The 25,317-nt window shown below is 40.0% G+C and carries 22 protein-coding genes; 7 read left to right on the top strand and 15 right to left on the bottom strand.

The features are described from left to right. Positions 1 to 212 precede the first annotated feature (212 nt). From P3J6_RS17370 to P3J6_RS17360, 3 genes are all read right to left on the bottom strand, one after another. The gene (locus tag P3J6_RS17370; RefSeq protein ID WP_178956541.1) at positions 213 to 569 is read right to left on the bottom strand and encodes a DUF2237 family protein; all 357 of its coding nucleotides are present in this window, start codon (positions 567 to 569) and stop codon (positions 213 to 215) included. Positions 570 to 725: 156 nt separating this feature from the next. After that, complete coding sequence (locus tag P3J6_RS17365; protein ID WP_138608710.1) at positions 726 to 1,145, bottom strand: CBS domain-containing protein; 420 nt, start codon at positions 1,143 to 1,145, stop codon at positions 726 to 728. Positions 1,146 to 1,318: 173 nt separating this feature from the next. Beyond that, positions 1,319 to 2,098, bottom strand: a complete 780-nt coding sequence (locus P3J6_RS17360) for a DUF2189 domain-containing protein (protein ID WP_008111401.1) — start codon at positions 2,096 to 2,098, stop codon at positions 1,319 to 1,321. 232 nt (positions 2,099 to 2,330) lie between these two features. Here P3J6_RS17360 and P3J6_RS17355 point away from each other — a divergent pair, with 232 nt between their 5' ends. Further along, positions 2,331 to 4,211 carry an MFS transporter gene (locus P3J6_RS17355; protein WP_178956540.1) on the top strand — a complete coding sequence of 627 codons (1,881 nt, stop codon included), beginning with the start codon at positions 2,331 to 2,333 and terminating at the stop codon, positions 4,209 to 4,211. 61 nt (positions 4,212 to 4,272) lie between these two features. Here P3J6_RS17355 and katG read toward each other — a convergent pair whose 3' ends face one another. Next, positions 4,273 to 6,540 (bottom strand): catalase/peroxidase HPI, encoded by a 2,268-nt coding sequence (katG, locus tag P3J6_RS17350; RefSeq protein ID WP_198523655.1) that lies wholly within the window; start codon positions 6,538 to 6,540, stop codon positions 4,273 to 4,275. Between the two features lie 302 nt (positions 6,541 to 6,842). Further along, on the bottom strand, positions 6,843 to 8,183 hold the full coding sequence (locus P3J6_RS17345) for an L-cystine transporter (RefSeq protein WP_178956538.1): 1,341 nt from the start codon (positions 8,181 to 8,183) through the stop codon (positions 6,843 to 6,845). 283 nt (positions 8,184 to 8,466) lie between these two features. Here P3J6_RS17345 and P3J6_RS17340 point away from each other — a divergent pair, with 283 nt between their 5' ends. Then, positions 8,467 to 8,994, top strand: a complete 528-nt coding sequence (locus P3J6_RS17340) for a hypothetical protein (protein WP_131691630.1) — start codon at positions 8,467 to 8,469, stop codon at positions 8,992 to 8,994. Between the two features lie 65 nt (positions 8,995 to 9,059). On the opposite strand, the gene P3J6_RS17335 is transcribed toward P3J6_RS17340, so the two are convergent. Together P3J6_RS17335 and P3J6_RS17330 are read right to left on the bottom strand one after the other, a co-directional pair. Beyond that, the gene (locus tag P3J6_RS17335; RefSeq protein ID WP_232735520.1) at positions 9,060 to 10,247 is read right to left on the bottom strand and encodes a GGDEF domain-containing protein; all 1,188 of its coding nucleotides are present in this window, start codon (positions 10,245 to 10,247) and stop codon (positions 9,060 to 9,062) included. A gap of 256 nt (positions 10,248 to 10,503) precedes the next feature. Continuing rightward, on the bottom strand, positions 10,504 to 11,646 hold the full coding sequence (locus P3J6_RS17330; protein WP_138608701.1) for an alkene reductase: 1,143 nt from the start codon (positions 11,644 to 11,646) through the stop codon (positions 10,504 to 10,506). 110 nt (positions 11,647 to 11,756) lie between these two features. Between P3J6_RS17330 and P3J6_RS17325 the strand changes: the two genes are divergently transcribed. Beyond that, the gene (locus tag P3J6_RS17325) at positions 11,757 to 12,641 is read left to right on the top strand and encodes a LysR family transcriptional regulator (protein ID WP_198523653.1); all 885 of its coding nucleotides are present in this window, start codon (positions 11,757 to 11,759) and stop codon (positions 12,639 to 12,641) included. A gap of 179 nt (positions 12,642 to 12,820) precedes the next feature. Here the strand turns inward: P3J6_RS17325 and P3J6_RS17320 are convergent, their stop codons facing one another. Further along, positions 12,821 to 14,101 (bottom strand): mechanosensitive ion channel family protein, encoded by a 1,281-nt coding sequence (locus tag P3J6_RS17320; RefSeq protein ID WP_198523652.1) that lies wholly within the window; start codon positions 14,099 to 14,101, stop codon positions 12,821 to 12,823. Positions 14,102 to 14,194: 93 nt separating this feature from the next. Then, positions 14,195 to 16,084 (bottom strand): AMP-binding protein, encoded by a 1,890-nt coding sequence (locus P3J6_RS17315; RefSeq protein ID WP_198523651.1) that lies wholly within the window; start codon positions 16,082 to 16,084, stop codon positions 14,195 to 14,197. A 195-nt stretch (positions 16,085 to 16,279) separates the two neighbouring features. On the opposite strand from P3J6_RS17315, the gene P3J6_RS17310 reads away from it, so the two are divergent. Next, complete coding sequence (locus tag P3J6_RS17310; protein ID WP_198523650.1) at positions 16,280 to 16,690, top strand: nucleotide triphosphate diphosphatase NUDT15; 411 nt, start codon at positions 16,280 to 16,282, stop codon at positions 16,688 to 16,690. Here the strand turns inward: P3J6_RS17310 and P3J6_RS17305 are convergent. Continuing rightward, complete coding sequence (locus tag P3J6_RS17305) at positions 16,687 to 17,448, bottom strand: substrate-binding periplasmic protein (RefSeq protein ID WP_198523649.1); 762 nt, start codon at positions 17,446 to 17,448, stop codon at positions 16,687 to 16,689. The genes P3J6_RS17310 and P3J6_RS17305 overlap by 4 nt on opposite strands. A 94-nt stretch (positions 17,449 to 17,542) precedes the next feature. Beyond that, complete coding sequence (locus P3J6_RS17300) at positions 17,543 to 18,541, bottom strand: AraC family transcriptional regulator (RefSeq protein WP_198523648.1); 999 nt, start codon at positions 18,539 to 18,541, stop codon at positions 17,543 to 17,545. Positions 18,542 to 18,637: 96 nt separating this feature from the next. On the opposite strand from P3J6_RS17300, the gene P3J6_RS17295 reads away from it, so the two are divergent. Together P3J6_RS17295 and P3J6_RS17290 are read left to right on the top strand one after the other, a co-directional pair. Next, positions 18,638 to 19,081 (top strand): SRPBCC family protein, encoded by a 444-nt coding sequence (locus P3J6_RS17295; RefSeq protein WP_198523647.1) that lies wholly within the window; start codon positions 18,638 to 18,640, stop codon positions 19,079 to 19,081. Further along, a complete protein-coding gene (locus tag P3J6_RS17290) occupies positions 19,078 to 19,902 on the top strand; it encodes a sterol desaturase family protein (RefSeq protein ID WP_198523646.1) in 825 nt (274 codons plus the stop codon). Before P3J6_RS17295 ends, P3J6_RS17290 begins: the two co-directional genes overlap by 4 nt. Before the next feature lie 69 nt (positions 19,903 to 19,971). On the opposite strand, the gene P3J6_RS17285 is transcribed toward P3J6_RS17290, so the two are convergent. The 3 genes from P3J6_RS17285 to P3J6_RS17275 form a co-directional block, all read right to left on the bottom strand. After that, complete coding sequence (locus P3J6_RS17285) at positions 19,972 to 22,161, bottom strand: fasciclin domain-containing protein (protein WP_198523645.1); 2,190 nt, start codon at positions 22,159 to 22,161, stop codon at positions 19,972 to 19,974. A gap of 144 nt (positions 22,162 to 22,305) precedes the next feature. Then, entirely contained in the window at positions 22,306 to 22,689 is a 384-nt protein-coding gene (locus tag P3J6_RS17280) for a hypothetical protein (RefSeq protein ID WP_010387586.1), read from the bottom strand. Beyond that, positions 22,686 to 23,054 carry a hypothetical protein gene (locus tag P3J6_RS17275; protein WP_178956527.1) on the bottom strand — a complete coding sequence of 123 codons (369 nt, stop codon included), beginning with the start codon at positions 23,052 to 23,054 and terminating at the stop codon, positions 22,686 to 22,688. Before P3J6_RS17275 ends, P3J6_RS17280 begins: the two co-directional genes overlap by 4 nt. A 216-nt stretch (positions 23,055 to 23,270) precedes the next feature. Here P3J6_RS17275 and P3J6_RS17270 point away from each other — a divergent pair, with 216 nt between their 5' ends. Beyond that, the gene (locus tag P3J6_RS17270) at positions 23,271 to 23,690 is read left to right on the top strand and encodes a VOC family protein (protein ID WP_138608683.1); all 420 of its coding nucleotides are present in this window, start codon (positions 23,271 to 23,273) and stop codon (positions 23,688 to 23,690) included. Positions 23,691 to 23,742: 52 nt separating this feature from the next. Here P3J6_RS17270 and P3J6_RS17265 read toward each other — a convergent pair whose 3' ends face one another. Continuing rightward, positions 23,743 to 25,308, bottom strand: coding sequence for a sensor domain-containing diguanylate cyclase (locus tag P3J6_RS17265; protein ID WP_232735519.1), 1,566 nt, complete (start codon positions 25,306 to 25,308; stop codon positions 23,743 to 23,745). Between the last annotated feature and the right edge of the window lie 9 nt (positions 25,309 to 25,317).

Here is a 25,317-nt window from a genome sequence, read left to right as displayed (position 1 = left end):
TTTTTATTGTAAGTTACTGAAATTTGATGATTTATTTTTTTTAATAAAGCTTTAAGGAGTATTTAGCTTAAAGGGGTATGAAAAACATGCACTTTTTTTGTAAATTCTGCAAAAAATACATTTAAAAATGGAGTACTTTAAAGGCTCTTTTTGCCTAAGGTATTTAGGCAAAAAGAAAAGTAGAGTTCAGGGTTTAATCGCTATAGCGTTTTTTAATATTGATGTGCTTTTAATACTTCAAGCGGAATAATGTCGAGCGCTTTTTGGTTTGTCGCTTCAAGTACCACAGGAGGAGCAACGCTCGCAGCAATGGCATGATACCAACGAATCGCACATAAACACCACTTATCGCCAGCTTTTAAACCAGCAAAATCATACAAAGGATTAGGGCTAATTAAATCGTTACCTTGCGCCTTGGAAAACTGCAAAAATTCGTCGGTCATAATGGCGCATACACTATGATTGCCAAAGTCTGAATCTGGTACATAGCAAAATCCCTCTCGGGTATAGCCACCGTTGCCACAGCAAAGTTGTAAGCGAGTTCCTAGTACATTTAATTGATTAGCCATATGAAAACTTACCTTGTAATAACCATTAAAAGCAGGGGGTTTACCATAGCAGGCTGTTAGTGACTTAGCTATCTATGCTGTTAATTTTATATATCTTTTAAGCGAATAAAAACTGCACTTAGTGAAGCCAAATGCAGTTTTTATTAAATAAGGGATTTACGAGAGCAGTGCTGCAGCTAAACGCACAAAATCAGAAGACGTTAAAATACCTACTAGCTGACCTTGCTCGCTCACAACGGGCATGCAACCGTGGCGATTATCTACAAAAAATTTAACGACATCTGATAGCGGCTGCTCTGGCGTTACACTGATAAAATCACTCACCATAATATCTTCTACTTTTGTGAGTTTTTCTTTGCGTTGTAATGCATTAGCACCAAACGTTGCCATGATCCCCATAACTTTGGCGACCATTATTTTTTGGGTAAGCATACCGACAAATGCGCCGTCTTCGTCAATAACAGGAATATGACGAACGTTTTTTTCTTTCATTAAATTGTGTGCGTCATGCAAAGTGCTTTTTATGTTTACCGAAAATGGGTTAGCTGTCATTAAGTCTGTAACGTTTTGACTCATGTTTATTCCTTTATATTATCTGCAGTGTATCAGCATATATTAGCGTTATTTTTAAGCTTTGCACCTTATTCAGATCAAGGTTTTTACGTATTTTATAAACTGAGGGAGAAGAGGCAACACTTAATTAAATGCCAAAAAGCATTTAATTAAGTGCTTAAAACTACTGGTAAGTGTTATTCATAGCCACGTGGTGTTTTAGTTTTGATAACTGCGATGTATCCATGCCAACTAGCGTAACTAAGTAGTGGCATAATAATAATGAATCCAGCGGCACCTGCAGCAAAGCCCAGCGCTACCAGTACGAATATACAAATTGACCACACAACCATGGCTGCAAAGTTTTCTTTGACTGCGTGGATTGAAGAAACGACTGCGGTCATTATATCAACACGTCTTTCCATCATAATTTGCGGGGTAAATGCTGAGATTGAAAACACACTGACCAACAAAATTCCGCCGATAATACTGCCTATAGTTAAAAACGCAGAAAGTTCTTCAAAGGTGGGGTTTACATGGTTTGGATATAATGCATGCACAATTGCAGCTAGGCGCATCCAAATAATCATAATCACCATGAGTAATACCGCAAAACCCCATTCACCTACGGGGTTACGAAACATTGATTTTAATGAATGGCTTAATGTAGGTTTGTGGCCTTTTTCAAGTTCCCAGGCTACATCGTATAGGCCAACGGCGAATACCGGACCGATTAAAGCAAAAGCAACGGTTGCAGGTAAAATAGCTAAGTGGCTGTCGGTAAGTACAACAGAGTAAACAATCGCTACCGGAATAAGCGTGAAGATTAAACCGTAAATTAAACTTAACATGGGCGCGCGCGCCATATCTTTAAACGCTAACGAAAGCCAGTGAAAAGCGGCAAATGTATTTACTTTGTTGCACTCTAAACAACGTGCGAATTTAGTGTCTTTATCTATTGTGTTTGTAGTTGGCATAAAGATGCTCCTTTTTTAGTCACCTTTTAGGTTTAGAACATAGATGTTCTATTTACAACTCATAAACGCTTATACGCAAGATTTAGTCGCTTTGTTCATTTGTTAGTCATTTTTGTTGGGTTAGCTATTTTGTTTATTTAAATATATGTTTGAGCATGTACTTAAAAAGTGGGTTCGTATTTCTTTTCCACAGTGGTAATCTAAGCCCTGAAGCTAATTTTAAGAGACCGTAATGAAGGAAAATAAACAACAATTTCAAGGAGCTTTACTGGGTAGTAAACGGTTTTTACCTCTGTTTGTGACGCAGTTTTTCTCTGCTTTAAATGACAATGTTTATAAGCAATCAATCCTGCTTATTTTAATTTTTCAGGCTGCTACGGTAGCTGATGGTGCCTTTTATTCTAATCTGGCGGCAGGATTATTTATTTTACCGTTTTTTCTATTTTCAGGCATGGCTGGGCAAATTGCAGAAAAGTTGGAAAAATCAAAACTGATCAGCATGGTAAAGTTTTGCGAAATTCCTATTATGCTGGTGGGTGTAGTATCGATTTTAACCGAGCAGGTTTGGTTAATGTTAGGTACTGTATTTTTAATGGGTTTACAAAGCACTTTTTTTGGGCCGCTTAAGTACTCTATTTTACCGCAGCATGTGGCCCCAAATGAGCTAACTAAAGCGAATGGACTGGTGGAGTCGGGCACTTTTGTCGCTATTTTATTGGGCACCGTATTTGGCACCTATTATATAACCCAAACAGCGGGCCCTATTTATATCAGTATCGCAATAGTAAGCCTTGCAGTTATTGGCTTTTTAAGCAGTCGATTTATTCCTAAAAGTGCAGCCAATAATGCTAACTTAAAAGTATCGATTAACCCTATTACTTCAACCAAAAGTGTTTTTAATGCGCTTAACGCACAAACCGAGTCGGTGGGTAAGTCAGTATTAGGGATCAGTTGGTTTTGGCTTATTGGTGCGGTGATACTAACGGCGCTCCCTAATTACGTAAAACATGTAATGGGAGGTGATGAGTTGGTGGTGACAGCTGCTTTAGTGGTGTTTTCGTTGAGTATTGCATTGGGGTCTTTATTGTGTGAAAAGCTATCGCGCTCACGTATTGAGTTAGGTATTGTGCCTTTTGGTGCACTATTAATTACCTTATTTTTATATTTACTAAGCCAAGAGCCTGGTATTGAATTTTATCACCAAGTGAGTGAGTTGCAGCTTACTCTTGAACAAGTGATTAATACCGGCGATATGCTCTGGCATTTTGTTTGGATGGCAGGAATTGGTATTGCCGCAGGGTTTTATACGGTACCTTTGTATGCACTCATTCAGCAGCGTACTCACCCCGATAGCCGTTCACGAGTAATTGCAGCTAACAATGTGTTAAATGCATTGTTTATGGTTGGCAGCGCCGTTTTAAGTATTGTTACTTTAACGCTATTACACTGGGATATTTCACAATTACTGTTGTTATTAGCAGGGCTTAATTTACTAATATCGCTGTACATATACACCAAAGTACCGGAGTTTTTCTTACGTTTTATTATCTATATTTTAGCGATTTGTATGTATCGTGTGCGCACTAAAGGCCAGCTCAATATTCCCGATGAAGGAGCTGCGGTGGTGGTAAGTAATCATGTTAGCTTTGTTGATTGGATGTTTATTTTAGCGGCGTCACCTAGGCCTATTCGGTTTGTTGTATTTGCTCCTATTTACTATTCACCGGCACTTAATTGGTTATTTAAAATGGCCAAAGCCATTCCAATCGATAGTCAAAAATCAAATCCTAAGGCGTTTAATAAAGCTTTTGATGACATTGCGCAAGCACTGGAACGTGGTGAGCTGGTGGGTATTTTTCCTGAAGGAAAGCTCAGCGGTGATGGCGAGGTTGATGTATTTCGCCGTGGCATTGAAAAAATAATTCAGCGCACGCCTGTGCCTGTTATCCCTGTTCATTTAGATGGATTATGGGGCAGTATGTTTAGTCGAAAAACTAAATGGCGACTACCTAGACCCAAATGGTCGTTGGTAAGCGTAGCGATTGGTGAGCCAGTTGCGTCTGAAAATGTGAGTGCCGATGACTTACGTGATCGAGTACTTGCTTTAAAGTAGCTTTACAATAAAAAAGCGCTGCAATTAATTGCAGCGCTGTGGTTGTATTACTTAATGGTTATTAACGGTCTAAATTCATTACTTTAGTCCATGCCGCAACAAAGTCTTCTACAAACTTTTGTTTTGATGTATCAAAGGCATACACCTCAGCAACTGCACGTAGTTCTGAATTTGAACCAAAAATCAGATCAACCGAAGTAGCAGTGTACTTTTGCTCACCCGACTGACGATCAAAGCCTTGATAAATACCAGCATCAGACGATTTTTTCCATACCGTCGACATATCTAATAAGTTAACGAAGAAATCGTTATTTAGTGTACCTGGCTTATCAGTAAATACGCCGTAGTCAGTGCCTTTGTAGTTTGCATCAAGTGAGCGTAAGCCACCAACTAATACAGTCATTTCAGGAACTGTTAGGTCAAGCTGATCCGCTTTATCAATCAGCATTTCAGTTGGTGATTTATAGCTTTTCTCTGCATCAAAATAGTTTCTAAAACCATCGGCAGGCAACTCTAATAAGCTAAATGCATTAACGTCAGTTTGTGCTTGTGTAGCATCACCACGGCCAGCATTAAACGGAACGTCTACTGAGTAGCCTGCATCTTTGGCTGCTTTTTCAATCGCTGCATTACCACCAAGCACAATTAAATCAGCAAGCGATACCTGGCTTTTACTAAATAAGCTGTCGTTAAAGTCAGCTTGAATCGCTTTTAATACTTTAAGTACTTTTGCGGTTTCTGCTGGATTATTTACTGCCCAATCTTTTTGTGGTGCTAGCGCAATACGTGCGCCATTGGCTCCGCCGCGCATATCTGAATCACGGTAACTAGCGGCCGATGCCCATGCCACACGTACTAACTCAGGTACACTTAGGTTCGAGTCTAAAATAGCAGTTTTCAGCTCTTTTACTGCACCAGCATCAATGTTTGATTTAGTCTCTGCTGAAATAGGGTCTTGCCAAATTAAGTCTTCTTTTGGTACTTCTTTACCTAAAAAGTTACGTGGTGGTCCCATATCTCTATGAGTTAATTTGTACCATGCTTTAGCAAAGGCTAGTTGATACTCTTTAGGGTCATTTAAAAAGCGTTCAGCAATTTTGCGATATTCAGGATCAAATTTTAACGCTAAATCGGCAGTGGTCATTACCGGTGGGTTAAATTTACCCTTAACGTGCGCATCAGGTACTGACTTATGTAATGATTCATCTGTTGGGATCCACTGAATAGCGCCAGCAGGACTGCGAGTTTGTTTCCACTCAAAGTTAAGTAGGTTGCTTAAGTATAATGATGACCAGCGAGTAGGTGCTTGTGTCCATGCGCCTTCTAAACCACTAGATACGGTATCTTCAGAGTGACCTTTACCACATTTATTTTTCCAGCCTAAACCTTGCTCTTCAATACCTGCTGCAGCAGGCTCTGCACCCACACAGTCTTTAGGTTTGTGCGCACCATGCATTTTACCAAAGGTGTGACCACCGGCGATAAGTGCTAGGGTTTCTTCATCGTTCATCGCCATGCGAGAAAACGCAACGCGAATGTTCTTAGCTGAACCAATAGGATCAGGAACCCCTTTAGGCCCTTCTGGGTTTACATAAATTAAACCCATGTGAGTTGCACCTAGCGGGCGTTCTAGTTTGCCGCTGGCATCTTCACGGTCGCTGGCAAGCATTTCTACTTCAGGACCCCAGTAAACCATGTCTGGTTCCCAATCGTCAGTACGACCACCAGCAAAACCATAGGTTTCAAACCCCATGTTTTCTAAGGCAACATTACCGGCTAATACGATTAAGTCTGACCATGAAAGGGCTTCACCGTATTTCTGTTTAATTGGCCAAAGTAAACGGCGCGCTTTATCCAAGCTTACGTTATCTGGCCAGCTATTAAGCGGCTCAAAACGTTGTTGACCACCGCCAGCACCACCACGGCCATCAAGCGTACGATAGGTACCTGCACTGTGCCAGGTCATACGAATAAAAAATGGGCCATAGTTACCAAAATCTGCTGGCCACCAATCTTGAGATTGAGTTAGTAGAGCGTCGATATCACTTTTTACAGTGTCTAAATCTAGGCTGTTAAATGCCTCTGCATAATTAAAGTCACTACCGTAAGGGTTTGAACGTAGATCATGATCGCGAAGAGGAGATAGGTTAAGTTGATCTGGCCACCAAAATTGGTTGGTTCTGGTTGCCCCCATTTTTGCCTCACCCATGCCTACAGCACCTTGTGGCTTAGACATTTGTGGTTTTTCTTGACTAAAAGCAGAGCCAGACATAAGTGCCACACTTATAAATCCAACAAGCGCTTTTTTTGTAAATGATCGGTTTTTCATTGTCAGCTTCCTTAAAGTTAACGAATCTCGTTATATACAAAGCGTATTAAAAATAGGGTCTACTCATTTAAAAACAGTAGGTTGATACTTCATTCAAGTTGTTAAACAAGCCTGAATGACTGAGCGATGGGAATAGTATAGTAAAGGGGCTAAAAACTGTGTGCGAAATAAAGCGATTGATGCAATCTATAAAAATGATTTATTGAAGTTAATTAATTAAATAAACGAATCACTAAAGAACTTTGAAAGCGGCAGACATAAAAAAGCCCAGCGTAGGCTGGGCTATTAAATTAAAGTCAGTGTTATTGAGTTTTCATTAATTTACTGGTGATCACACCTGAGGTCATAGCACCCGATACATTGAGTGCAGTGCGCGCCATGTCTATCAATGGTTCAATAGAAATAAGTAAAGCCACTACCTCTATAGGTAGTCCCATGGTCGGTAATACAACCAACGCTGCGAAGGTAGCACCGCCGCCAACACCTGCAATACCAAACGAGCTAATAACCACAATACCAATTAGCGGTAAAATAAACTCAAATGTAAGTGGGTCAATCCCCACGCTTGGCGCAACCATCATTGCAAGCATAGCAGGGTAAATACCGGCACAGCCGTTTTGACCTATGGTAGCTCCAAAAGAAGCCGATAAATTAGCAATTGCAGGTGGCACTTTTAACTGGTTAATTTGCACGTCAACATTCATAGGAATCGATGCCGCTGAGCTACGTGAGCTAAAGGCAAAGGTAAGCACAGGCCAAATTTTTTCAAAGTAATGTTTTGGATTAACGCCGACTAAGCTAAGCAGTAAACCATGCACAACAAACATTAATAAAATAGCCACGTAAGAAGCCACAATAAAGGCGAGTAAATTTAAAATATCGTTACTACTAGAGTTTGCCACAACACTTGCCATTAGGCCTGCCACACCATAAGGCGTTAGTGCAATTACCATACGAACTAAGCTCATTATTGTTGCTTGTAGGGCGTTTACACCGTTACGAATTGGGCTAGCAAGTTCTGTTTTTTCAAGCATTACTTTACGTGCAGCTATACCAACAAGTACACCAAATATAACTGTGGCAATAATAGAGGTTGAACGTTGATTACTTAAATCCGCAAAGGGGTTTTCAGGAATAAAGCTCAGTAGCATTTGCGGCACACTTAGGTCGGCTACATTCGCGGCTTTGTTTTGTAGGGTGTCCATTCTAGCGGCTTCACGAGTACCCGAAACAAGTCCTTCAATGCTCAAGTCAAATCCATACGTTACCGCAATACCAATTAACGCTGCAATTGCAGTAGTAAACAGTAAAACAGAAATACTAATAAAGGATATTTTTCCTAGCGAGCCTTGGTTCTCAAGCTTAACCACTGCGGCAATCATAAAGACTAATACCAGTGGCATAATGATCATTTTTAGTAACCCGACATAGCCTTTACCTACTATGCTGACCCAGCTGAGTATTTCTTTAATGGTTTCTGGTGAGTTGGCAAATAAAAACTGTAGGGCTAAACCAAAGGCACTACCAAGCACTAAACCAAATAAAACGGTACGAGATAAAGAGCTGCTTTTTTGCGAAACAAGATAAATAGCAAACAGCAAACCGACAAATAATGCCAACATTAATAATACAGCAAGCGACATGGTACCCTCTTTTATAGCTGTGAATTAGCGCGGCACTTTAACGCTTTGTAAGGTGTTAACAAAATACGCTTTCGCTATGGGATAGAATTAAAATGAATATAGTAATAATATTAAAGTATAACGAATAAACATTTTATCGAACAAGCCTATTCATATGCTTGTATTTTTATTTAATTTATGGGAGTTACTATGGATCGTAAGTCTGGTTTAAAGCGTAAGTCTTGTACTAATTATTTAGTTAACGTGTTCACTTTAGATTTATTTAAAAATAGGGAGTAAAGGTATGTTAAAGGCAATAATGACGCTGGTGATGGTTTTAGTGGTTAGCGGATGTTCAACCCAGTATCCAAATCAAGCGCTGCTTGGTAAGCAATTTCCCACTGTTACAGGAGAAAGCTTAGAGCAACAGTCATTCACTATTCCTGATGACTTTAACAACCCACATACGTTGCTATTAATTGGTTATAAACAAGATAGCCAGTTTGATATTGATCGTTGGCTTATTGGTTTAGATATGACTGCAGTTGATGTGACTGCCTATGAGTTACCAACCATTCAGGGCATGGTTCCTCGTATGTTTAGTACCTTAATTGATAGCGGCATGCGTAAGGGGATCCCAAAAGAGTTGTGGGGTGGGGTGATCACAATTTACAAAGATGGCGATAAAGTTCAGGCATTTACTGGCAACGAAAACCCTAATAACAGTCGTGTAATACTGCTTGATGAGAGTGGCAAAATTATTTACTTTTACGACCGTGGTTTTTCTGTATCGGCATTAAATAATTTAAAAGCGGTTTTGGAAAAGCAATAAGTTGTAGTTAAATTTAGTTGCCTTTGGGCACGCTATTATTAAGTTAGCGTGCCACGTTAAAAGGATTACTCGCTAACGTTATTTCTGCCTTTTTTCTTAGCTCTATAAAGGGCTAAATCGGCATTTTTTAATGCCTCATCAAAGCTTTGTTTTGCCGCTCTTTGCGCTACACCAATAGAAACCGTCACGTTTACCGTTTTGTGGTCGCTTGGCTGTTTACCTTTGCGAGATTTTTTATCGGTGCGTTTTGGGTTTCTGATCACCATGTCGTAGGTGGCAATATTTTCGCGCAGTGTTTCTAGTTCAGGGATTGACTGCTCGGCTGTTTTACGCGGGAACACCACCGTAAATTCTTCTCCACCATAACGGTAAATTTTGCCACCCCCTTTAATGCCAGTCATTTTAGCCGCCACTAGCTTTAACACTTGGTCGCCAATATCGTGGCCATAGGTATCGTTGAATTTTTTAAAGTGATCAATGTCGAGCATAGCAACGGTGTATTTTCGCCCTAATGATAAAGCAAGCTGATTAAGTGCTCGCCGCGTTGGTAAGCTGGTTAAATCGTCTCTATAGGCTAAATAATAAGAGTCTGTACTTACTGCCAATAAATACAAAGAAGCCATAAGCACGGCTATTACAGACCAAGGAAAATCAATAATGTGTTGCTGATTAAGGCACCACACAATAAAAGTAATTAATAAGGCGGTTTGAGTCAGGTTATGGGCTCTTAAGCTTTGCCAAATAAGCAAGCCGCCAATTATTGAAAGCGGTAAAACAATGGGTAAATAAGGAAGCAGCTGAGTATAAAAAGAAGATTGTATTGTTAGTTCTTGCAAGTGTTGGCTCAGTGCTAACCAAGCAAATGCAGTACCGCCACAGACAAAAACGAGTAAACTGCGAGTTACTGTGTGTATTGATAAGAGCGCTCTATCTTTTATAATTGCCAATAGCATTAATAAACTTGCAGCGCATAATAAGGTCCAGTCAGGTTGCGCTTTAAGCCAGTCAGACCAAGGTAAAGCGTAGTCTAATGAAGATAAATAAAGCACCCAAAATGCGCAAAGTAATGCGACTCGACTTCGATTAAACTGAGTAGCAAATACAGCAGTAATAATCAGTAATGGATAAACAAGATTATTAATAAGAGAGAGCTTACTTTGCCATTGAGCTTGAAACTGAACTAATAATAAAAATAAGCCACATAGCCCTAAAAGGCTCAAAGAAGTTGATTTAACTCCTGCTAATTTTAACAACCCATGCTCCAAAGACCGATGTCTAAAAAATAAAGGCTTATTGTATTCATATTGAGAAATATTACTACTTTAATGCTTGTTAATTATTTAAAAACAATACTTTAAAACTAATTTAAATGACTTTTATCGACATTTTTTAACCAAATGTATGATATTTTCAATAAGGTAAAAACAGTGATAAGACTTATTTGGGAGATTTAGATAGAGTGGATTATCGCGCTTTTAGCAATTTTAGAGGCCATCCATGGCCATTTTGCTAATCGTTTTTGTAGCGAGGATAATCACTGTAGCCTTGCTCAGTGCCACCATACATAGTAGTAGCATCGGCTTCATTTAATGGCCAATTATGTTTAATACGCGCTGGTAAATCAGGATTGGCAATAAAAGGGCGACCAAAAGCAAATAAATCTCCATAACCTTTAGCTAGCATTGCCACAGATTTATCAACTGTGTATTTACCTGCGTAAATAATACGTCCAGAAAATTCTGCGCGTGCCGCTTGGTAAAATTGCTCTGGCAAATCAGGGGCATTGTCCCAATCGGCTTCAGCAATTGAAAGATAAGCAATACCCGCTTGCTCAAGTACTTTAATGGCTTCAATATAAGTATGTTGAGGGTCTGATTCTACTAATCCTAAATAAACACGGGTTTCATCAGTACTGCTAAATAGCGGCGCAAATCTAACTCCTAAACGCTCAGCGCCAACTACATCACTAACGGCAGCAACAATCTCTTTTAAAAAGCGTAAGCGATTAGTCAGTGAACCACCGTATTCATCTTCACGTTGGTTACTATGCTCAGAAATAAATTGGTTTACTAAGTAGCCATTAGCACAATGCAGTTCCACACCATCAAATCCAGCCTCTAGCGCATTACGGGCAGCTTGTGCATACATGCCAACAAGCTCTTTGACTTCATTTGTTGTTAAAGCTTGCGGTTCACTTGGATCGGCTAAAGCGCCTTGAGCTGGCCCTGTTTCTATAAACACTTTCACACTATCAGCTGCTATTGCTGAGGGAGCAACAGGTTTGGCTTCATTTGGTTGTAGGCTAGTATGCGATACACGGCCTACATGCCAAAGCTGGGCAAAAATAACTCCCCCTTCTGCATGCACGGCATTAGTCACTTTTCTCCAGCCATCGATTTGTTCTGCAGAGTGAATACCGGGTGTCCAAGCGTATCCTTGTCCTCTGGGTTCAATTTGAGTGCCCTCGGTAACCATAAAGCCAGCACTTGCACGTTGCGCATAATAGGTGGCCATTACTTCGTTGGGGATATTGCCAGGTACTGTACTGCGTGAGCGGGTAAGTGGCGGCATAACAATACGATTTTTCAGGGTATATGGCCCTAAACTAATGGATGAAAACAAACTGTCGATATTTTTACTCGGTTGACTCATTTTAATACCTTTTAAATTAACTATGCTGCTGAGCGCTTATAACAATGCTGGTGAGCATAGGGATTTAAAGCTACAATTTGAAACAACACTTTTTTGTTTTAGATACAATTATGAATGGTATAGGTCGGCTGGATATAAAGCAGTTGCGAGTTTTAAGCGCTTTGCTTAAATTAAAAAATGTATCGCATGTTGCACAAAAAATGGGGCTAACTCAGCAAGCTATTAGTGAGCAGCTGCGAAAATTACGCGATTTATTTGATGACAGGCTGTTTATTCGTCAAGGCAATACGATGCTGCCAACGCCAAAAGCGCTGGCGCTTGAACTATCAATTAATCAAATTCTGAGTCAACTAGACGCATTATTAGTGCCGTCACAGTTTTCCCCGCAGAGTTATCAAGGCGTTTTTACTATAAGTGCTACGGACTATGCGATTGCTGCACTTTTACCTCAGTTATTAGCAATTACTCGCCGTGAAGCGCCAGGTTTAAAGTTGATTGTTCGAGACTTCGCATCCGATAACGTTAACCAGCTTATCAGCGCAGGGGAGCTTGATTTACTGATTAGCTTTGTTGAATTTATTCCTGATAATTTAGTTTACGATACCCTATTTGAAGAACAGCATATTTGTATTGCAGGCGCACATGCGCCCTCATCTTCACAGCCTTTGAGCTTATCTGAGGTTGCGAGTCGGCCGCAGTTGGTGGTGTCGGCATCTAGAGCAAACTTACGTGGATCGCACGATCGCTGGTTTGCAGATAAAGGCTACAAACGAAATATTGTCATGTCAGTACCTGGGTTTTCATCAGTGCCTGATTTACTCAATACCACCGATTTAATTGCGTTTTACCCATCACGGTTATTGCCAAATAGTAAGGTAAAGCAATTGGAGATTGAAGTATTACCGCCGCCATTTAAGGTGATTGCAGCCTGGCATCCTCGTTCAAATAACAGCGATATTCATCAGTGGCTTATTGCGCAATTACAGCGTATTTAGACTGACTCTGCGTGAGCTAGATTTATTATCTCAAGCAGCTATTTTGAGCGCTAACTGCGTTGAATTTACTTGCAATAGACTAGCTATTGACGCGTAATTTCGCCTTGTTTTCACTGAAAATCTCTGGCTAGAGAAAATAAACATAAATATCATTTTGATTCAATATGTTAGTAAATCTCTTAACCAGAGTTCAGGTTAATTAGTTGGCGAATATCGCTTCCTGTTGGTGCTTCATGGGCACGTAACGAAAAGGCGGGTAAAACCGCTAATATATGATCAAATATATCTGACTGAATATTTTCATATTCACCCCAATTAGTGGTATTGGTGAATGCATAAATCTCAATGGGTAAACCTTGGGTTGTTGGCGCTAATTGCCTTACCATTAAGGTCATACCTTGATGAATATGTGGGTGCTGTTTTAATAGCGCGACCAAATAGTGACGAAATGTACCCACATTAGTTAGCCTGCGGCCATTTAAAGTGCAGCTCATATCTACTTTTTTAGTGATGTTTTGCTCCTCAATAACCAATAGCGTACTTTCAAGGTACTCACTTAGTAAATCGGCTTTTTTAAGGGCAACAACTGCGGCTTCGTCTAAAAAGTGCACACTACTCATTTCAAGGTGAATGCTGCGTTTTATCCGGCGTCCACCAGAGTCTGACATACCGCGCCAATTTTTAAATGAGTCGGAGATCAAGGCATAAGTAGGAATGGTGGTAATGGTTTTATCCCAATTTCTTACTTTAACCGTGGTTAGCGCAATATCAATAACATCACCATCGGCGCCGTACTTAGGCATTTCTAACCAATCACCTACCGCTAGCATATTATTGGCAGAGAGCTGAATACCCGCTACTAGGCCTAAAATAGCGTCTTTAAATACCAGTAATAATACCGCAGACAGAGCGCCTAAACCGCTTAGTAAAATTAACGGTGATTTATTCATTAACAATGAAACGGCTAAAATGGCAGTTAATACACTGGCAATAAGCTTAATTGTTTGCAAAAAGCCGCGCAGCGGAAAGTGAGCGCTTAAGGGGCGTTTATCGGAAATTGCTTGAAATATATCCAGTAAAGAAAATAGCGAAAGTAAGGTAAATAAAATGATCCATTGATCGGTGATCATTTTAATCAAATACAAAAACGTGGTGCCTTCGGGTACCCACAGTTGCGCCTGAATAACAACGACCGCTCCTTGTAAAACAAATGAGATATTACGAGCGAGCTTTTTTGCTGAATATAAAGGACTTTTGCTATCGGGTTGCGCAGCTTGTTCGCTAAAGCGGTTTTTAACTAAACGCTGAGAAACCAGCCTTAAAATGAGGTGTAATATTAATGCAAATAGCGCAATCCAAGCCAATGCCATCAGGTCGTACCATAAAAATGGGCTTCCCGGAAAATAATCGCCAAACCATTGCAGTAAAAAATCTCGCAGCTGTGCGCGTGTTCCTGTCATTAATACTCCATAAGGACGCTATTATTAATTACTGATTGTTAGTTAAGCAGCTGCAATGTAAAAAGTCTATTTAAGACTTTTTACATTATGTAGTTACAGTTTACCAAGCTCGAGTTGCTGGCTGAGTTCTTCAAAAATACTTGGATCATCTATGGTTGATGGAATTTGCAGTTCTTCACCATCAATTAACTGCCGCAGATTTTTACGTAAAATCTTGCCAGATCGAGTTTTGGGTAACCGCTCTACACACATAATATTTTTAAGGCATGCAATAGCGCCAATTTGATTACGCACGGTTTGCACCAATTGCTGTTCTACCTCTTTATGTGAGCCATGAAAATCATTTTTTAGCACCACCATCGCCATGGGGTTTTGCCCTTTTAACGCATCACTAATACCAAATACTGCACATTCAGCCACAGCTGGGTGCGCTGCAACAATTTCTTCCATTTCACCGGTGGATAGACGGTGCCCTGCGACATTAATCACATCATCGGTGCGACCCATAATAAAGAGGTAGCCATCGTCATCAATATAACCGCCATCACCAGATAAATAGTAGCCCTCATATTCAGCCATATAACCAGCTTTAAAACGAGCCGTATTTTGCCAAATTGTTGGTAAACAGCCCGGCGGTAAAGGCAGCTTTATAACAACCGCGCCTTGTTCATTCGGAGCACATTCATCCCCATTCATATCTAAAACTCTTACATCAAATCCAGGTGTTGCAACTGTTGAGCTTCCTGCTTTTGTTGGCAGGTGTTCAATGCCAACAGGGTTACACGCAATTGCCCAGCCCGTTTCTGTTTGCCACCAATGATCAAGCACCGGTAAACCTGTTTTTTCTTTGAGCCAATCGTAGGTAGGTGAGTCTAAACGCTCTCCGGCTAAAAATAATCGTTTGAGACTAGAGGTATCGTATTGTTTAAAGCCATCGGCATTGGGGTCCTCTTTTTTAATCGCGCGAAACGCAGTGGGGGCACTAAATAGGGCATTCACTTTGTATTCTTCTACTACGCGCCAAAAAGCACTGGCATCGGGGGTTCTAACCGGTTTTCCTTCAAATAAAATAGTTGCGCATCGATACATAAGTGGCGCATACACAATATACGAATGACCCACTACCCAGCCAATATCAGAGGCGGCCCAAAATACGTCACCGGGTTTCATGCCGTAGACGGTTTCCATGCTGTAATGCATAGCAACCGCATGGCCGCCATTTTCACGCACCACACCTTTAGGTGTCCCTGTTGTGCCAGAGGTGTATAAAATATAAAGTGGATGATCGCCACTGACCGCAACGGGATCAACCGGTGTGGCTGTTTGCAGTGCAACAGCCCAGTCAATATCACGTTCGGGCATAAGCGGTGCGGTGGCTTGCTCACGCTGATAAATAATGCAGTTTTCAACTTTATAGCTAGCAGCTTCAAGCGCGCTATCGAGCAAGTCTTTGTATTCAATTATGGTATTTACTTCTACACCGCAAGAGGCAGTGAGTACCAATTTGGGCTTGGCGTCATCAATCCGTACCGCTAATTCATGCGCTGCAAAACCGCCAAACACAACAGAATGAATAGCGCCAATTCGGGCACATGCCAACATACCAATTACGGCTTCGGGGATCATGGGCATGTAAATCACTACGCGGTCGCCTTTAATCACTCCTAAAGACTGCATTACCCCTGCAAATTTAGCGACCTCTTGCTGTAGTTGTAAATAGCTATAACTGCGTTTGCTATTGGTAACCGGTGAATCATAAATTAACGCTGTTTCATTACCATGCCCAGCGATTACATGTTGATCTACGGCTAAAAAGCAGCTGTTAAGTTCGCCGTCTGCATACCAGTGGTGTAGTCCTTCTTGATCTTGTGTGTATGCGGTTTCTGGAGCCTTGTACCAAGGTAGTCGCTTACTTTGTGATAACCAAAACGCTGCCGGGTCTTGTTTAAACTCGTTGTAATGTTGTTTGTATTCACCTGACATAAAGGCTCCTAAGGAAAATATAATCTAACGTAATTTAAAACTAAGCGCTTTTTATCAGCAGTGATATTCGACTATGGTCGGTTGAATAGTAAGCGATGCTTTTAGTTTTTGGCCAACGTGATGATTGTATAGAACTAAAAAGTTCCAACTAATGTAAAATGAATCAGTAATTAATGAGAGTAAATGGATATAAGAATGAATCAAATGGTCAGAGTAGGCGTTGCAGTAATAGTAATGCATGATAATAAAATTTTACTCGGTGAACGGATAGGCGCACATGGCGCAAATACGTGGGCAACCCCTGGAGGGCATTTAGAATTTGGTGAAACTGTTGAGCAATGCGCTGCGCGTGAAGTAGTAGAAGAGACTGGGCTCAATGTCACTAATATTCGTAAACTCGATTTTACCAACGATATTTTTAGCGCAGAGAACAAACATTATATTACCTTATATGTGCAAGCAGACTATGAAGGCGGAGAGGTTATAAATAAAGAGCCTCACAAATGTTTACAGTGGCGTTGGTGCGATATTAATGACTTGCCCGCACCTTTGTTTATCTCATTAAAAAATTATCTAGCACAGAATACCTTGCCCGCTGAGTATTAAAGGTTTTTTGGCATAGGGAGTTGCCATTTATTTAAAATTTGCTGATATTCACCACTTTCCTTGATGGCATTTAACCTATCGCTAATAATTTTTGCTGTGTGTGAGTCAAGCTGATTACTGGCTGCAAAGTGCAAAGAAGAGGGTAACTCATCTAAGTGGATGCGTTTTGAAATTAAATTAGGGTCGAGCCCGGTGCGCTTTAACTCGTTTTCAAGTGTGAGCGTATTGGTTACAACAAAGTCGATACGATTTTTATATAGCATTTTCCAGAGCTGTTGATAATAACTGACTAATACTAGGTTTTCATTTTCAGTAAAGCCTTTAGTTTCTAAATAAGCTTGTGCAGAGTAGCCGCGAATAGTGGCTACTTTGTATTCTTTAGCGAAGTTTAAATGAATCACTTCATCTTTATGGCTGAGTAAGCTAACTAGATATGCGTCTGCAAAGTAAACTTTACCCAGCCACTTAAATTGATGATGCCTGTTTGGTGTTTTTAGCAGTGACAGCATAATGGCATTAGGATTGGCTTGTTGCTGTTGAAACATGCGCGCCATCGGCATTATTTCAAACTTTGCGGTTAAAGCGGTGCCTTTTAATACTGCTTTAGCGATATCAACTAACGCGCCCTGTGTTTCACCTTGAGGGTTTTTAAAATGATAAGGCGGTAAATCTTCAGCGATAAAGGTAACAGGGGTGGCGTTGCAGAACGCACTATAAAAAACCAAAACAAAAACAGTTAACATCATACGCAAAAGCATAAATAATTGTCTTTAAAGCAATACTATAACGCTAGTGTAAAGAAAAACATTAATAAGGTACATGATAAATGTATATTTTAAGTAAGCAGATTGTTTACTTGTTGTTTTTTATAAATTGGCGAGGCGAGCAATGATGCCAGCGTTTAAAGGCACGATTAAAAGAACTTTGATCGTTAAATCCCAGCATAAAAGCGATTTTATTTAGTGAATAGTGGTGAATATAAGTTAATAAGCGTCGTTTTTGCTCTGCTTCAAGCAGCGCGGCAAACGTGGTTTGCTCTTTTTTTAGATAGCGCTGTAGTGTGCGTGGCGTCATATTTAAGGCCGCAGCTGTCCTGAGCAAAGAGCAATCTTGTAAGTCGTGTTTTGCCATTAAAATATGATTAATTTTTTCTGATAATAACTGCTGACTTTTAAACTGGGATAGCTGTTGCTCTGACATTTGCTTAAGCATTGCGTTGATTTGGCTATTATCGGTTTTAAAGGGCAGGGTTAAGTAATTACTTGGAAACTCGATTTGATTAAAGCTAGCGCCAGCTTTTACTGGGCAATTAAACCAATTAGTTAATCTGTGTTGTTCGGTGTTTGAAAAGTGTGTTGAAAAATACACACAGCTAGGTGAAAGCTCAGGATTAAGTAGTTGGCGTACCACGCTGACCCAAGCGGTCATATTTCGTAAAACAGCCTGTGAACTACATTGTGGATCGGCTACCCAAGTTACTTTACACCGTGTTTTTTGTTGCTCAAACTTGGCGCGACCAATATTAGCCACTAGGCTGTCGTAATTAAGTAGTGCAGTAATAGCGCTGGCTAAATTAGTACTCGATTCAATTAAATACCCCAATACACCAAAATCAGCGGTGCGTATTTGTTTTCCTAATTCAAAGCCAAATAAGGGATCGTTTAACGCCTGTTGTGCATAGCCAAGCAGCGCATTATAGCTTTTTAAGCTGATACGTGGCGCCATTTGTTGTGACTTTTTATTGGTATACTCGTTAAAATCAATAGCGCTTAAAGCCACTTGGCTAGCTAAGCCTTGGGCTTCAAGATAATCCAAACAGCTACAAAAATAATGATCGGCTAAGGTTTTCATTTGTCGCCTAAAGCTAAAAAATAGTCGTCTAATCGCAAGTTTGCCACGGCATATTTTTATATGCTAGTGATCGATAAAAATAATAGGGTGAAGGTCATGGTAGAAATAAAGGTTAAGCGAGCTGTGGCAGCAACGCCGGAGCAAATACGCAGCGTATTATTAGCGCATGCTGATTTAGGACGATTTTTTAATGCTCACTTTACACTACTTGCACCACAAGAGCCGGGTGAAATAAGTGGCGGAAAAGGCACGATTAGAGAAATAAAAATGCAAGGCACTACCTTTAAAGAGCAAATAATAGCTGCAGATAACAGTCATATTAGTTACCGTATTATAGGTAGCAAGCCCGTTGCGCAGCATCGTGGTGATATTTACTTAAATACCATTAATGAAGAGCCATCGCTCACTGAGGTTAATTACCATATTAGTTGCATTGCACCTTTTTGGTTACCCGATTTTATACTGGCTTTTTTTATAAAAAAAGATATTAGCCAAGCACTTAAAAAAATAGCCCGTTATTTTCAGGAGCGTGTTGTATGAGCATTGAAATTATTTTACTCGCACTGAGCCCTATTTTTTTGCTGTTTGTTGCTATCGAGTTTATTAAATTTAGGCGTCACTACGATATAAAAGACAGTTTAGCCAATGCATTATTGGCTTTATTACATCAAGGTGCTGATGCTATTGCATTAATAGTACTAATGCCGTTTTTTTACTGGCTGTATCAGTTTCGGTTATTTGATATTGAATTGACGGTACTGACCATATTAGGTGCCTTTGTACTGCAAGATTTTTTATATTATTGGTTTCATCGTGCATCACACCATATACATTGGTTATGGGCAGCGCATGTCGTACATCATAGCTCTACGAGAATGAATTTTACTACTGCCTTTAGACAAAGTTTAATGTATCCGCTTGCGGGCATGTGGCTGTTTTGGATGCCAATGATATTACTTGGTTTTGAACCTGTGATTGTTTTTGCCGTAGTTGCCCTTAATTTAGCGTATCAATTTTTTGTTCACACCCAAGTGGTAAAAAAGCTGGGTTGGTTTGAAAGCGTATTTAATACCCCATCACATCATCGGGTACATCATGCTATTAACAATGGTTATTTAGATAAAAACTTTGCAGGGGTACTAATTGTTTGGGATAAGTTATTTGGCACTTATGTAGAAGAGGATGAAAGCAAGCCTTGTAAATACGGAATTATTGGCCAACTACACAGTAATAACCCGATTAAAATTACCTTTCATCAGTGGCAGCATCTCTTTAAAAGTACCTACAGAGCAAAGGGATTAAAAGCAAAGTTAAAAGTAGTCTTTGGTTACCCAACAAGCTCCCAAGGTATTAATAAGTAAGCCTATTTTTTATAAAAAAGCCAGGAGTAAATAGCATCACTCCTGACTTATCTCACAGTAAAACTTAGTTTATTTGGCCGTTGTGATCACTGTATCAATTAAGTGAACAACGCCATTACTGGTATAAATATCAGTGGTTGTTACATTGCTACCCGCTACTTGTAGTGATGTAGCTGGTAAGCTTACTTGCCACCAAATATCGTTCACAGCTTGGCCATTATTCTGACCTGCTGCCGTATCACCGGAGAAGGTATATAAAGGGCGGCCAAGGTAGGCGACTTGCATGCTGTCATCTGAGCGAGCAATTAACGATAAGCCGGGTACATTTTCAATTGATGCTGCAGTACCAAGAACCGGTGGCCACGTTGTTGCACAAGCTGCTTCACACGTGCTCATTGCCTCGCCTAAATCATTGTCGAACACATAAACTGTTTTGCCTGGCATAGCATCAGCCATACCCGTTACTAAACGATTATTAGTTGAATCATAAGCAATGCTATCTGTTGCTGTGTTTGCTGTGCTGGTAAAGTCTACAACGTTTACGCTTAGCATGTTATCAGCAAGCGTGGTCACCGTTTTACCATTGGCTGCAAATGTATCAGTACTGCCCACTTGAGCGCCTAAAACATGTTGAGTTAGCACACCTGTCAATGCAGTCGTGTCAGCCAATAAAGCCTCTAAATCAGCGGTAGGGATTTTGCTAAATGCAGCATTTGTCGGTGCAAATACCGTAAATGATTGAGTGGTGTCGTTAAAGGTATCTACTAGTGATGCTGCTTGTAGTGCAGTGACTAAAGTAGATAGTGCAGGTGTTTCAGTAGCCACTGTAGCAATTGTTTTAGTCGGGGTACCAACTTCAGCCGGTGGCATAATTACTTTATTTAATACATGAATCACGCCGTTACTAGCGATTACATTTGCCTCTGAAATTGCTGAGTCATTGATAAATAGTGAGCTATTTACATGAGATATAGCAGCCATGTCGCCATTGGCCATTTCTATCTTGTTGCTGTTGCTATTGGCAATGGTTACTGCGTCATCTGATAAAACTGTCGCGTCAGAAAAAACATGGTACAGCAAAATATCACGAAGCGTATCTGTATCAGCTAGTAGCGCATTAATTGTATCCTGTCCGAGCGCAGCAAATGCAGCGTCTGTAGGTGCAAATACACTAAAAGTATTATCTGGATCGGCAACTAGTGTATCTAACCCTGTTGCCGTTAAAGCAGCTAGAAGTGTCGTAAAATTACCATCAGCGCTCGCTATATCAGCAATTGTATTGGTACTTTGAGGTAAAGTAACATCAGAAATGATAACTGAATCGATCACATGAATGACACCGTTATTGGCCATAATATCTTTAACTACAATGTTTGCTCCGCCAAACGATAGCATGTTTGTTTGTGCGTTTATCGCCACTGGAAGGGTATTGCCAAGTAGCGTTTCTGCTGATTGGCCGTTGAGAGACATTGCAGTTACAGAATCTACTGACCCTACAAGCACATGCTGCTTCAAAATATCTGCTAAAACGGTGGGATTAGCAAGTAAGCTGTTTAAAAAGTTGCTACCTATTGACTCGAAAGCAGCATCCGTAGGGGCAAATACGGTAAATTCTGATGATTCGTCCGCTAGTGCTGAAGTAAGGGATGCAGCGTCAAGAGCCGCAAGTAACGTACTAAAGTTACCAGCTTGCTGAGCTGTTTCAATAATATTATTAGTTGGTGCTGTTTCTGGCACTGTTTTTGGTGTGAGCACCGCGTCAATAACATGAATGATTCCGTTGTCGGTCACAATGTCGGTCATTGTTACTGTGCTGGTATTTACTAATAAATTCTCACCATTTAAAGATAAAGCAATGTTTTGCCCGTTAACAGTCTCTACAGTGCTGCCCGCTAAGCCAATAGCTGTTTGCGCGTCTACTCTGCCAGCGATCACATGGTAAGTTAAAATAGAACTTAGGGTGTCTGTATCAGCTAATAAGCTATTAATGGTCTCTTCGCCTAATAATGCGAATGCATCATCGGTAGGGGCAAATACAGTATAGCTGGTAGTCAAATCATCAAGGGTTTCATCTAGACCGGTTGCTTCTAGTGCTGCAACAAGAGTGGTGAACTCTTCAGAGTCCTGTGCGGCGTCAAAGACTGAGACGGCAGGTTGTGGGTCTACAGTTACTGGGGCGTTGTTATCGTCATCACTACTACAGCCTTGAATAAGTAACAAGGGAAGTATGATAGCACCGAGCTTAAATACTTTATTCATAATTGTTCCTTTAATCGAATGTTACAGTGTTACAGCTTTGTGAATACTACGAAGCTATTGACAGTGTTGATCAAAAAAACATGGGTTATTTTTATACAATTTAATAGGTGTAAGATTTTATTGAATTTTTATTCAAGAAAACGTTTAAATTTTAGTTTTTTTACTGCGTGGTGCGCCAAGTAAAATAAATACGTGGCAAATACATACGGATAAAAATGCACTAATCCCCAAAGCACCACCAAAACCATCAAGAATAGGCACTAAATAAGCAAAAAACAGTGAAAATATAATTGCTGAACTGGCAAGCGTATACACACCAAAACGGTGGGGAGCACTCATGCCAATAAATGTGCCGCCAAAAAAAACGATGCTATATAGCTCAGCGTTAAGGCTCAGCTGCGCAAAAATCAAATAGGCAATAATCGATAGAGCTGCAGAGGCTCGGATCCCATCAAAGCGATTATGCTTAGCCAAGTAAAAGGTTAAAAACGCCCCTAACAAAGCAAGCAGCGGATAAATAAGCGTCATATTATTAACTCCTTGGCTAAAACAAATAAGGCGACACTAGCAAATGCAATGCTACCTAATCGTCCACCAAACCCTGCAAATATGTTAATCGTGAGTGTGTACAAAACAGCCCCAATGGCAGAAATAGCCGCAATTTCCCAGTATTCAGTTATTAAACTAGTGGAGCACATACCGGCAAAACTGCCTGCATAAATAGCTGAATAGGGATGGTTTTTGTAATCGTCAGGGAATGGAATAAATGAACCGATAAGCCCCGTTAAACCGGCAGATACAACAATAGGCAATGCGAATGTGGTATGCATTACAAAACACGATAGGCAGCCGATAAAAAAGGTAATGAATTTTAAAAGTATGAATTTAGTCATGGCGCGCACATCATAATGTATCAGTTTTAGCTTTAATAGTTAAAAACTGTGATTTAAGACTAAAATCGATACACCATTGTTAAAAGATGAATTATTGTTGAAAATTATCGATATGCAATGAATGACTAAAAATAACAGTGTTGATGTTCTATAAATTGCAAATTATGTATAATGCAGCATATTTCATATATTAAAAGTTATAACCTAAGGTAATTTATGTCTAACTGTTTACATCTGGCTATCCCCGCTGGCGATCTTGAAAAAGCGAAAACGTTTTACTGTGACGTACTCGGCTGTAAAACCGGCAATAGTGAAGCAGGACGATGGGTAGACATTGATTTTTGGGGCAACGAGTTAACTCTGCATCAAAGCGTTGAGCGTTTACCTACGGTACGTCATGATGTTGATATGGGGGCAGTGGCTGTTCCACACTTTGGTATTCATTTATCAGAAAGTGAGTTTCAAGGACTTAAGCAACGCATTGCTGATGCCGGCCTTGAATATTTAGATAAACCTTACCGTCGTTTTGTTGGTGATGAGTTTGAGCAAGAAACCTTTTTTATTGAAGATCCCAACGGTAACGTGCTTGAAATGAAAACCATGGTTAATCCTGAGGTACTGTTTAAAAAGGATTAAGCTAGCTATTATAGCTGAGCTAGTCTTACTGACTAGCTCATGTTTTTTGCCTTTAAATTGCGGTTCCTACCATTTTTTCAGCCTGCTTTGCCTTTCTTTGCAATTTCTTTTTATACATCGCTTCATCACCCGCTTTTAAAACTGTGTCTAAGTTATCAGGTGGCTGAGTATAGCTAGTTTGCCCAACACTGGCGTAAATGGAAATGGTATGGCCCTGATGCTCTATAGTTAACTGGTTTAATTGTTGTTCTAGGGTGTTAACTCGCTGGTTAATTTTTTCGTTGCTATTAAACAATGCCATGGCCACAAATTCATCGCCCCCTAAGCGACCAACGGCATCTTCACTGCGCATATGTTGACTAAGAGACTCTGCAACTTTGCACAGTACTTTGTCGCCCACATCATGACCATAAGTATCATTAATTGCTTTAAAACGGTCTAAATCTATGTATAAAAAGCACAAAACGCCTCCTCGTTGCTTATGCTCTGCTAGTAAGTCGTTTGCTTTTAAGCTCCATCCGCGACGATTGTATATATGGCACAAATGATCAAAGTTAGCGTGTCGTTCAGCCTGTTTTTTTGCATAACTCAATCTTTGAATTCGTCTACCGACTGCAATAGCAAGTAATAAAGATTCAATTGTAAACGCAATAACAAATCCATAGCGTTGAATGAACGGGCTGTAATCGGTTAGTAGTACCCTAAAAATCATGCTAATACACACACTTGCCAGTGCTATAAATACCAAGCTTGCTTCATTAACACCATACTTTGTTTGTATGGCGCTGAGGATAAAAATAGTGATGACAATAAATAATGATAAATAGCCTGTTACTGCAGAGGTAATATTGGTTATAAGTGGTAGATCGAGCGCTATTTTTTGTAAGCATAAAGTCAGTACGCATAAGGCGGCTACTTTTAGTGTATTACTTATCTTAGGAAAGTATTTAGGTAGCTCCAATATAGCGCTCATAAACCATGTGGCACTCACTATAGTTAAACCGATACTTAACGTATAAAAATGGCTAACGTACGCAGAGTAGTGCTGTTGTTTAAATAAATAAGGCTGTCCTTCTTGAAAGAATATAAAGCTAGCGATGCAAAAAATATAAATGCCATACAGTTTAAAAAGAGGGTCTTTTATGCCGTGACCTATAATTAGTGCATAAAAAATAAGCGTGGCGCAAAGACCATAAAAAATGCCAAAAATAAGGTTGTAGCGTTGAATTTTTTCGACAAAAGGCTGTGTATCTGACCAAGTAAAGCGTGGGGTATAAGCCGCAGAAGTGGTAATCATAAGCTGTGCAGTAAAAACGCCTGGGTCCATTAAAATTGCCATCTGATTGGTTTTTAAAGGTGTTTTATATGCTGAATTTTGCTGCCACGAAAAGTCTTTAAGTGCAGGGCGAGTAAATGAAAATACCCCGCCTTGCTTTAAGTTACAGCTTAATTCAAGATGATTAATACCATTTTTAAGTTTAATATTTGAGGCAACTTCTTTAGATAAAGACACCGAAGTATTGGTTGCTCTTGAGCTGAGCTGACAACGCTCTTGCGCATAAGTAACGCTACTAAATAGCATAGCAAAAGCGCATATAAAAATGCTAAATCTAATCATCAGTGCGCC

Origin of the sequence: Pseudoalteromonas sp. 3J6 (assembly GCF_903995135.1) — a bacterium.
Classification (GTDB): Bacteria; Pseudomonadota; Gammaproteobacteria; order Enterobacterales; family Alteromonadaceae; genus Pseudoalteromonas.
Note: the sequence above shows the minus strand (reverse complement) of the source record. Positions and strands in the feature narration are given on the sequence as shown.

Bases quoted from the DNA above. Each gene is read 5' to 3' on its own strand.
- P3J6_RS17325 (WP_198523653.1), top strand. From the start codon at position 11,757: ATGAATGGTATAGGTCGGCTGGATATAAAGCAGTTGCGAGTTTTAAGC.
- P3J6_RS17285 (WP_198523645.1), bottom strand. From the start codon at position 22,161: ATGAATAAAGTATTTAAGCTCGGTGCTATCATACTTCCCTTGTTACTT.
- P3J6_RS17300 (WP_198523648.1), bottom strand. From the start codon at position 18,541: ATGAAAACCTTAGCCGATCATTATTTTTGTAGCTGTTTGGATTATCTT.
- P3J6_RS17355 (WP_178956540.1), top strand. From the start codon at position 2,331: ATGAAGGAAAATAAACAACAATTTCAAGGAGCTTTACTGGGTAGTAAA.
- katG (WP_198523655.1), bottom strand. From the start codon at position 6,540: ATGAAAAACCGATCATTTACAAAAAAAGCGCTTGTTGGATTTATAAGT.
- P3J6_RS17345 (WP_178956538.1), bottom strand. From the start codon at position 8,183: ATGTCGCTTGCTGTATTATTAATGTTGGCATTATTTGTCGGTTTGCTG.
- P3J6_RS17310 (WP_198523650.1), top strand. From the start codon at position 16,280: ATGAATCAAATGGTCAGAGTAGGCGTTGCAGTAATAGTAATGCATGAT.
- P3J6_RS17340 (WP_131691630.1), top strand. From the start codon at position 8,467: ATGTTAAAGGCAATAATGACGCTGGTGATGGTTTTAGTGGTTAGCGGA.
- P3J6_RS17365 (WP_138608710.1), bottom strand. From the start codon at position 1,145: ATGAGTCAAAACGTTACAGACTTAATGACAGCTAACCCATTTTCGGTA.
- P3J6_RS17265 (WP_232735519.1), bottom strand. From the start codon at position 25,308: ATGATTAGATTTAGCATTTTTATATGCGCTTTTGCTATGCTATTTAGT.
- P3J6_RS17290 (WP_198523646.1), top strand. From the start codon at position 19,078: ATGAGCATTGAAATTATTTTACTCGCACTGAGCCCTATTTTTTTGCTG.
- P3J6_RS17270 (WP_138608683.1), top strand. From the start codon at position 23,271: ATGTCTAACTGTTTACATCTGGCTATCCCCGCTGGCGATCTTGAAAAA.
- P3J6_RS17305 (WP_198523649.1), bottom strand. From the start codon at position 17,448: ATGCTTTTGCGTATGATGTTAACTGTTTTTGTTTTGGTTTTTTATAGT.
- P3J6_RS17320 (WP_198523652.1), bottom strand. From the start codon at position 14,101: ATGACAGGAACACGCGCACAGCTGCGAGATTTTTTACTGCAATGGTTT.
- P3J6_RS17275 (WP_178956527.1), bottom strand. From the start codon at position 23,054: ATGACTAAATTCATACTTTTAAAATTCATTACCTTTTTTATCGGCTGC.
- P3J6_RS17370 (WP_178956541.1), bottom strand. From the start codon at position 569: ATGGCTAATCAATTAAATGTACTAGGAACTCGCTTACAACTTTGCTGT.
- P3J6_RS17315 (WP_198523651.1), bottom strand. From the start codon at position 16,084: ATGTCAGGTGAATACAAACAACATTACAACGAGTTTAAACAAGACCCG.
- P3J6_RS17360 (WP_008111401.1), bottom strand. From the start codon at position 2,098: ATGCCAACTACAAACACAATAGATAAAGACACTAAATTCGCACGTTGT.
- P3J6_RS17280 (WP_010387586.1), bottom strand. From the start codon at position 22,689: ATGACGCTTATTTATCCGCTGCTTGCTTTGTTAGGGGCGTTTTTAACC.
- P3J6_RS17295 (WP_198523647.1), top strand. From the start codon at position 18,638: ATGGTAGAAATAAAGGTTAAGCGAGCTGTGGCAGCAACGCCGGAGCAA.
- P3J6_RS17330 (WP_138608701.1), bottom strand. From the start codon at position 11,646: ATGAGTCAACCGAGTAAAAATATCGACAGTTTGTTTTCATCCATTAGT.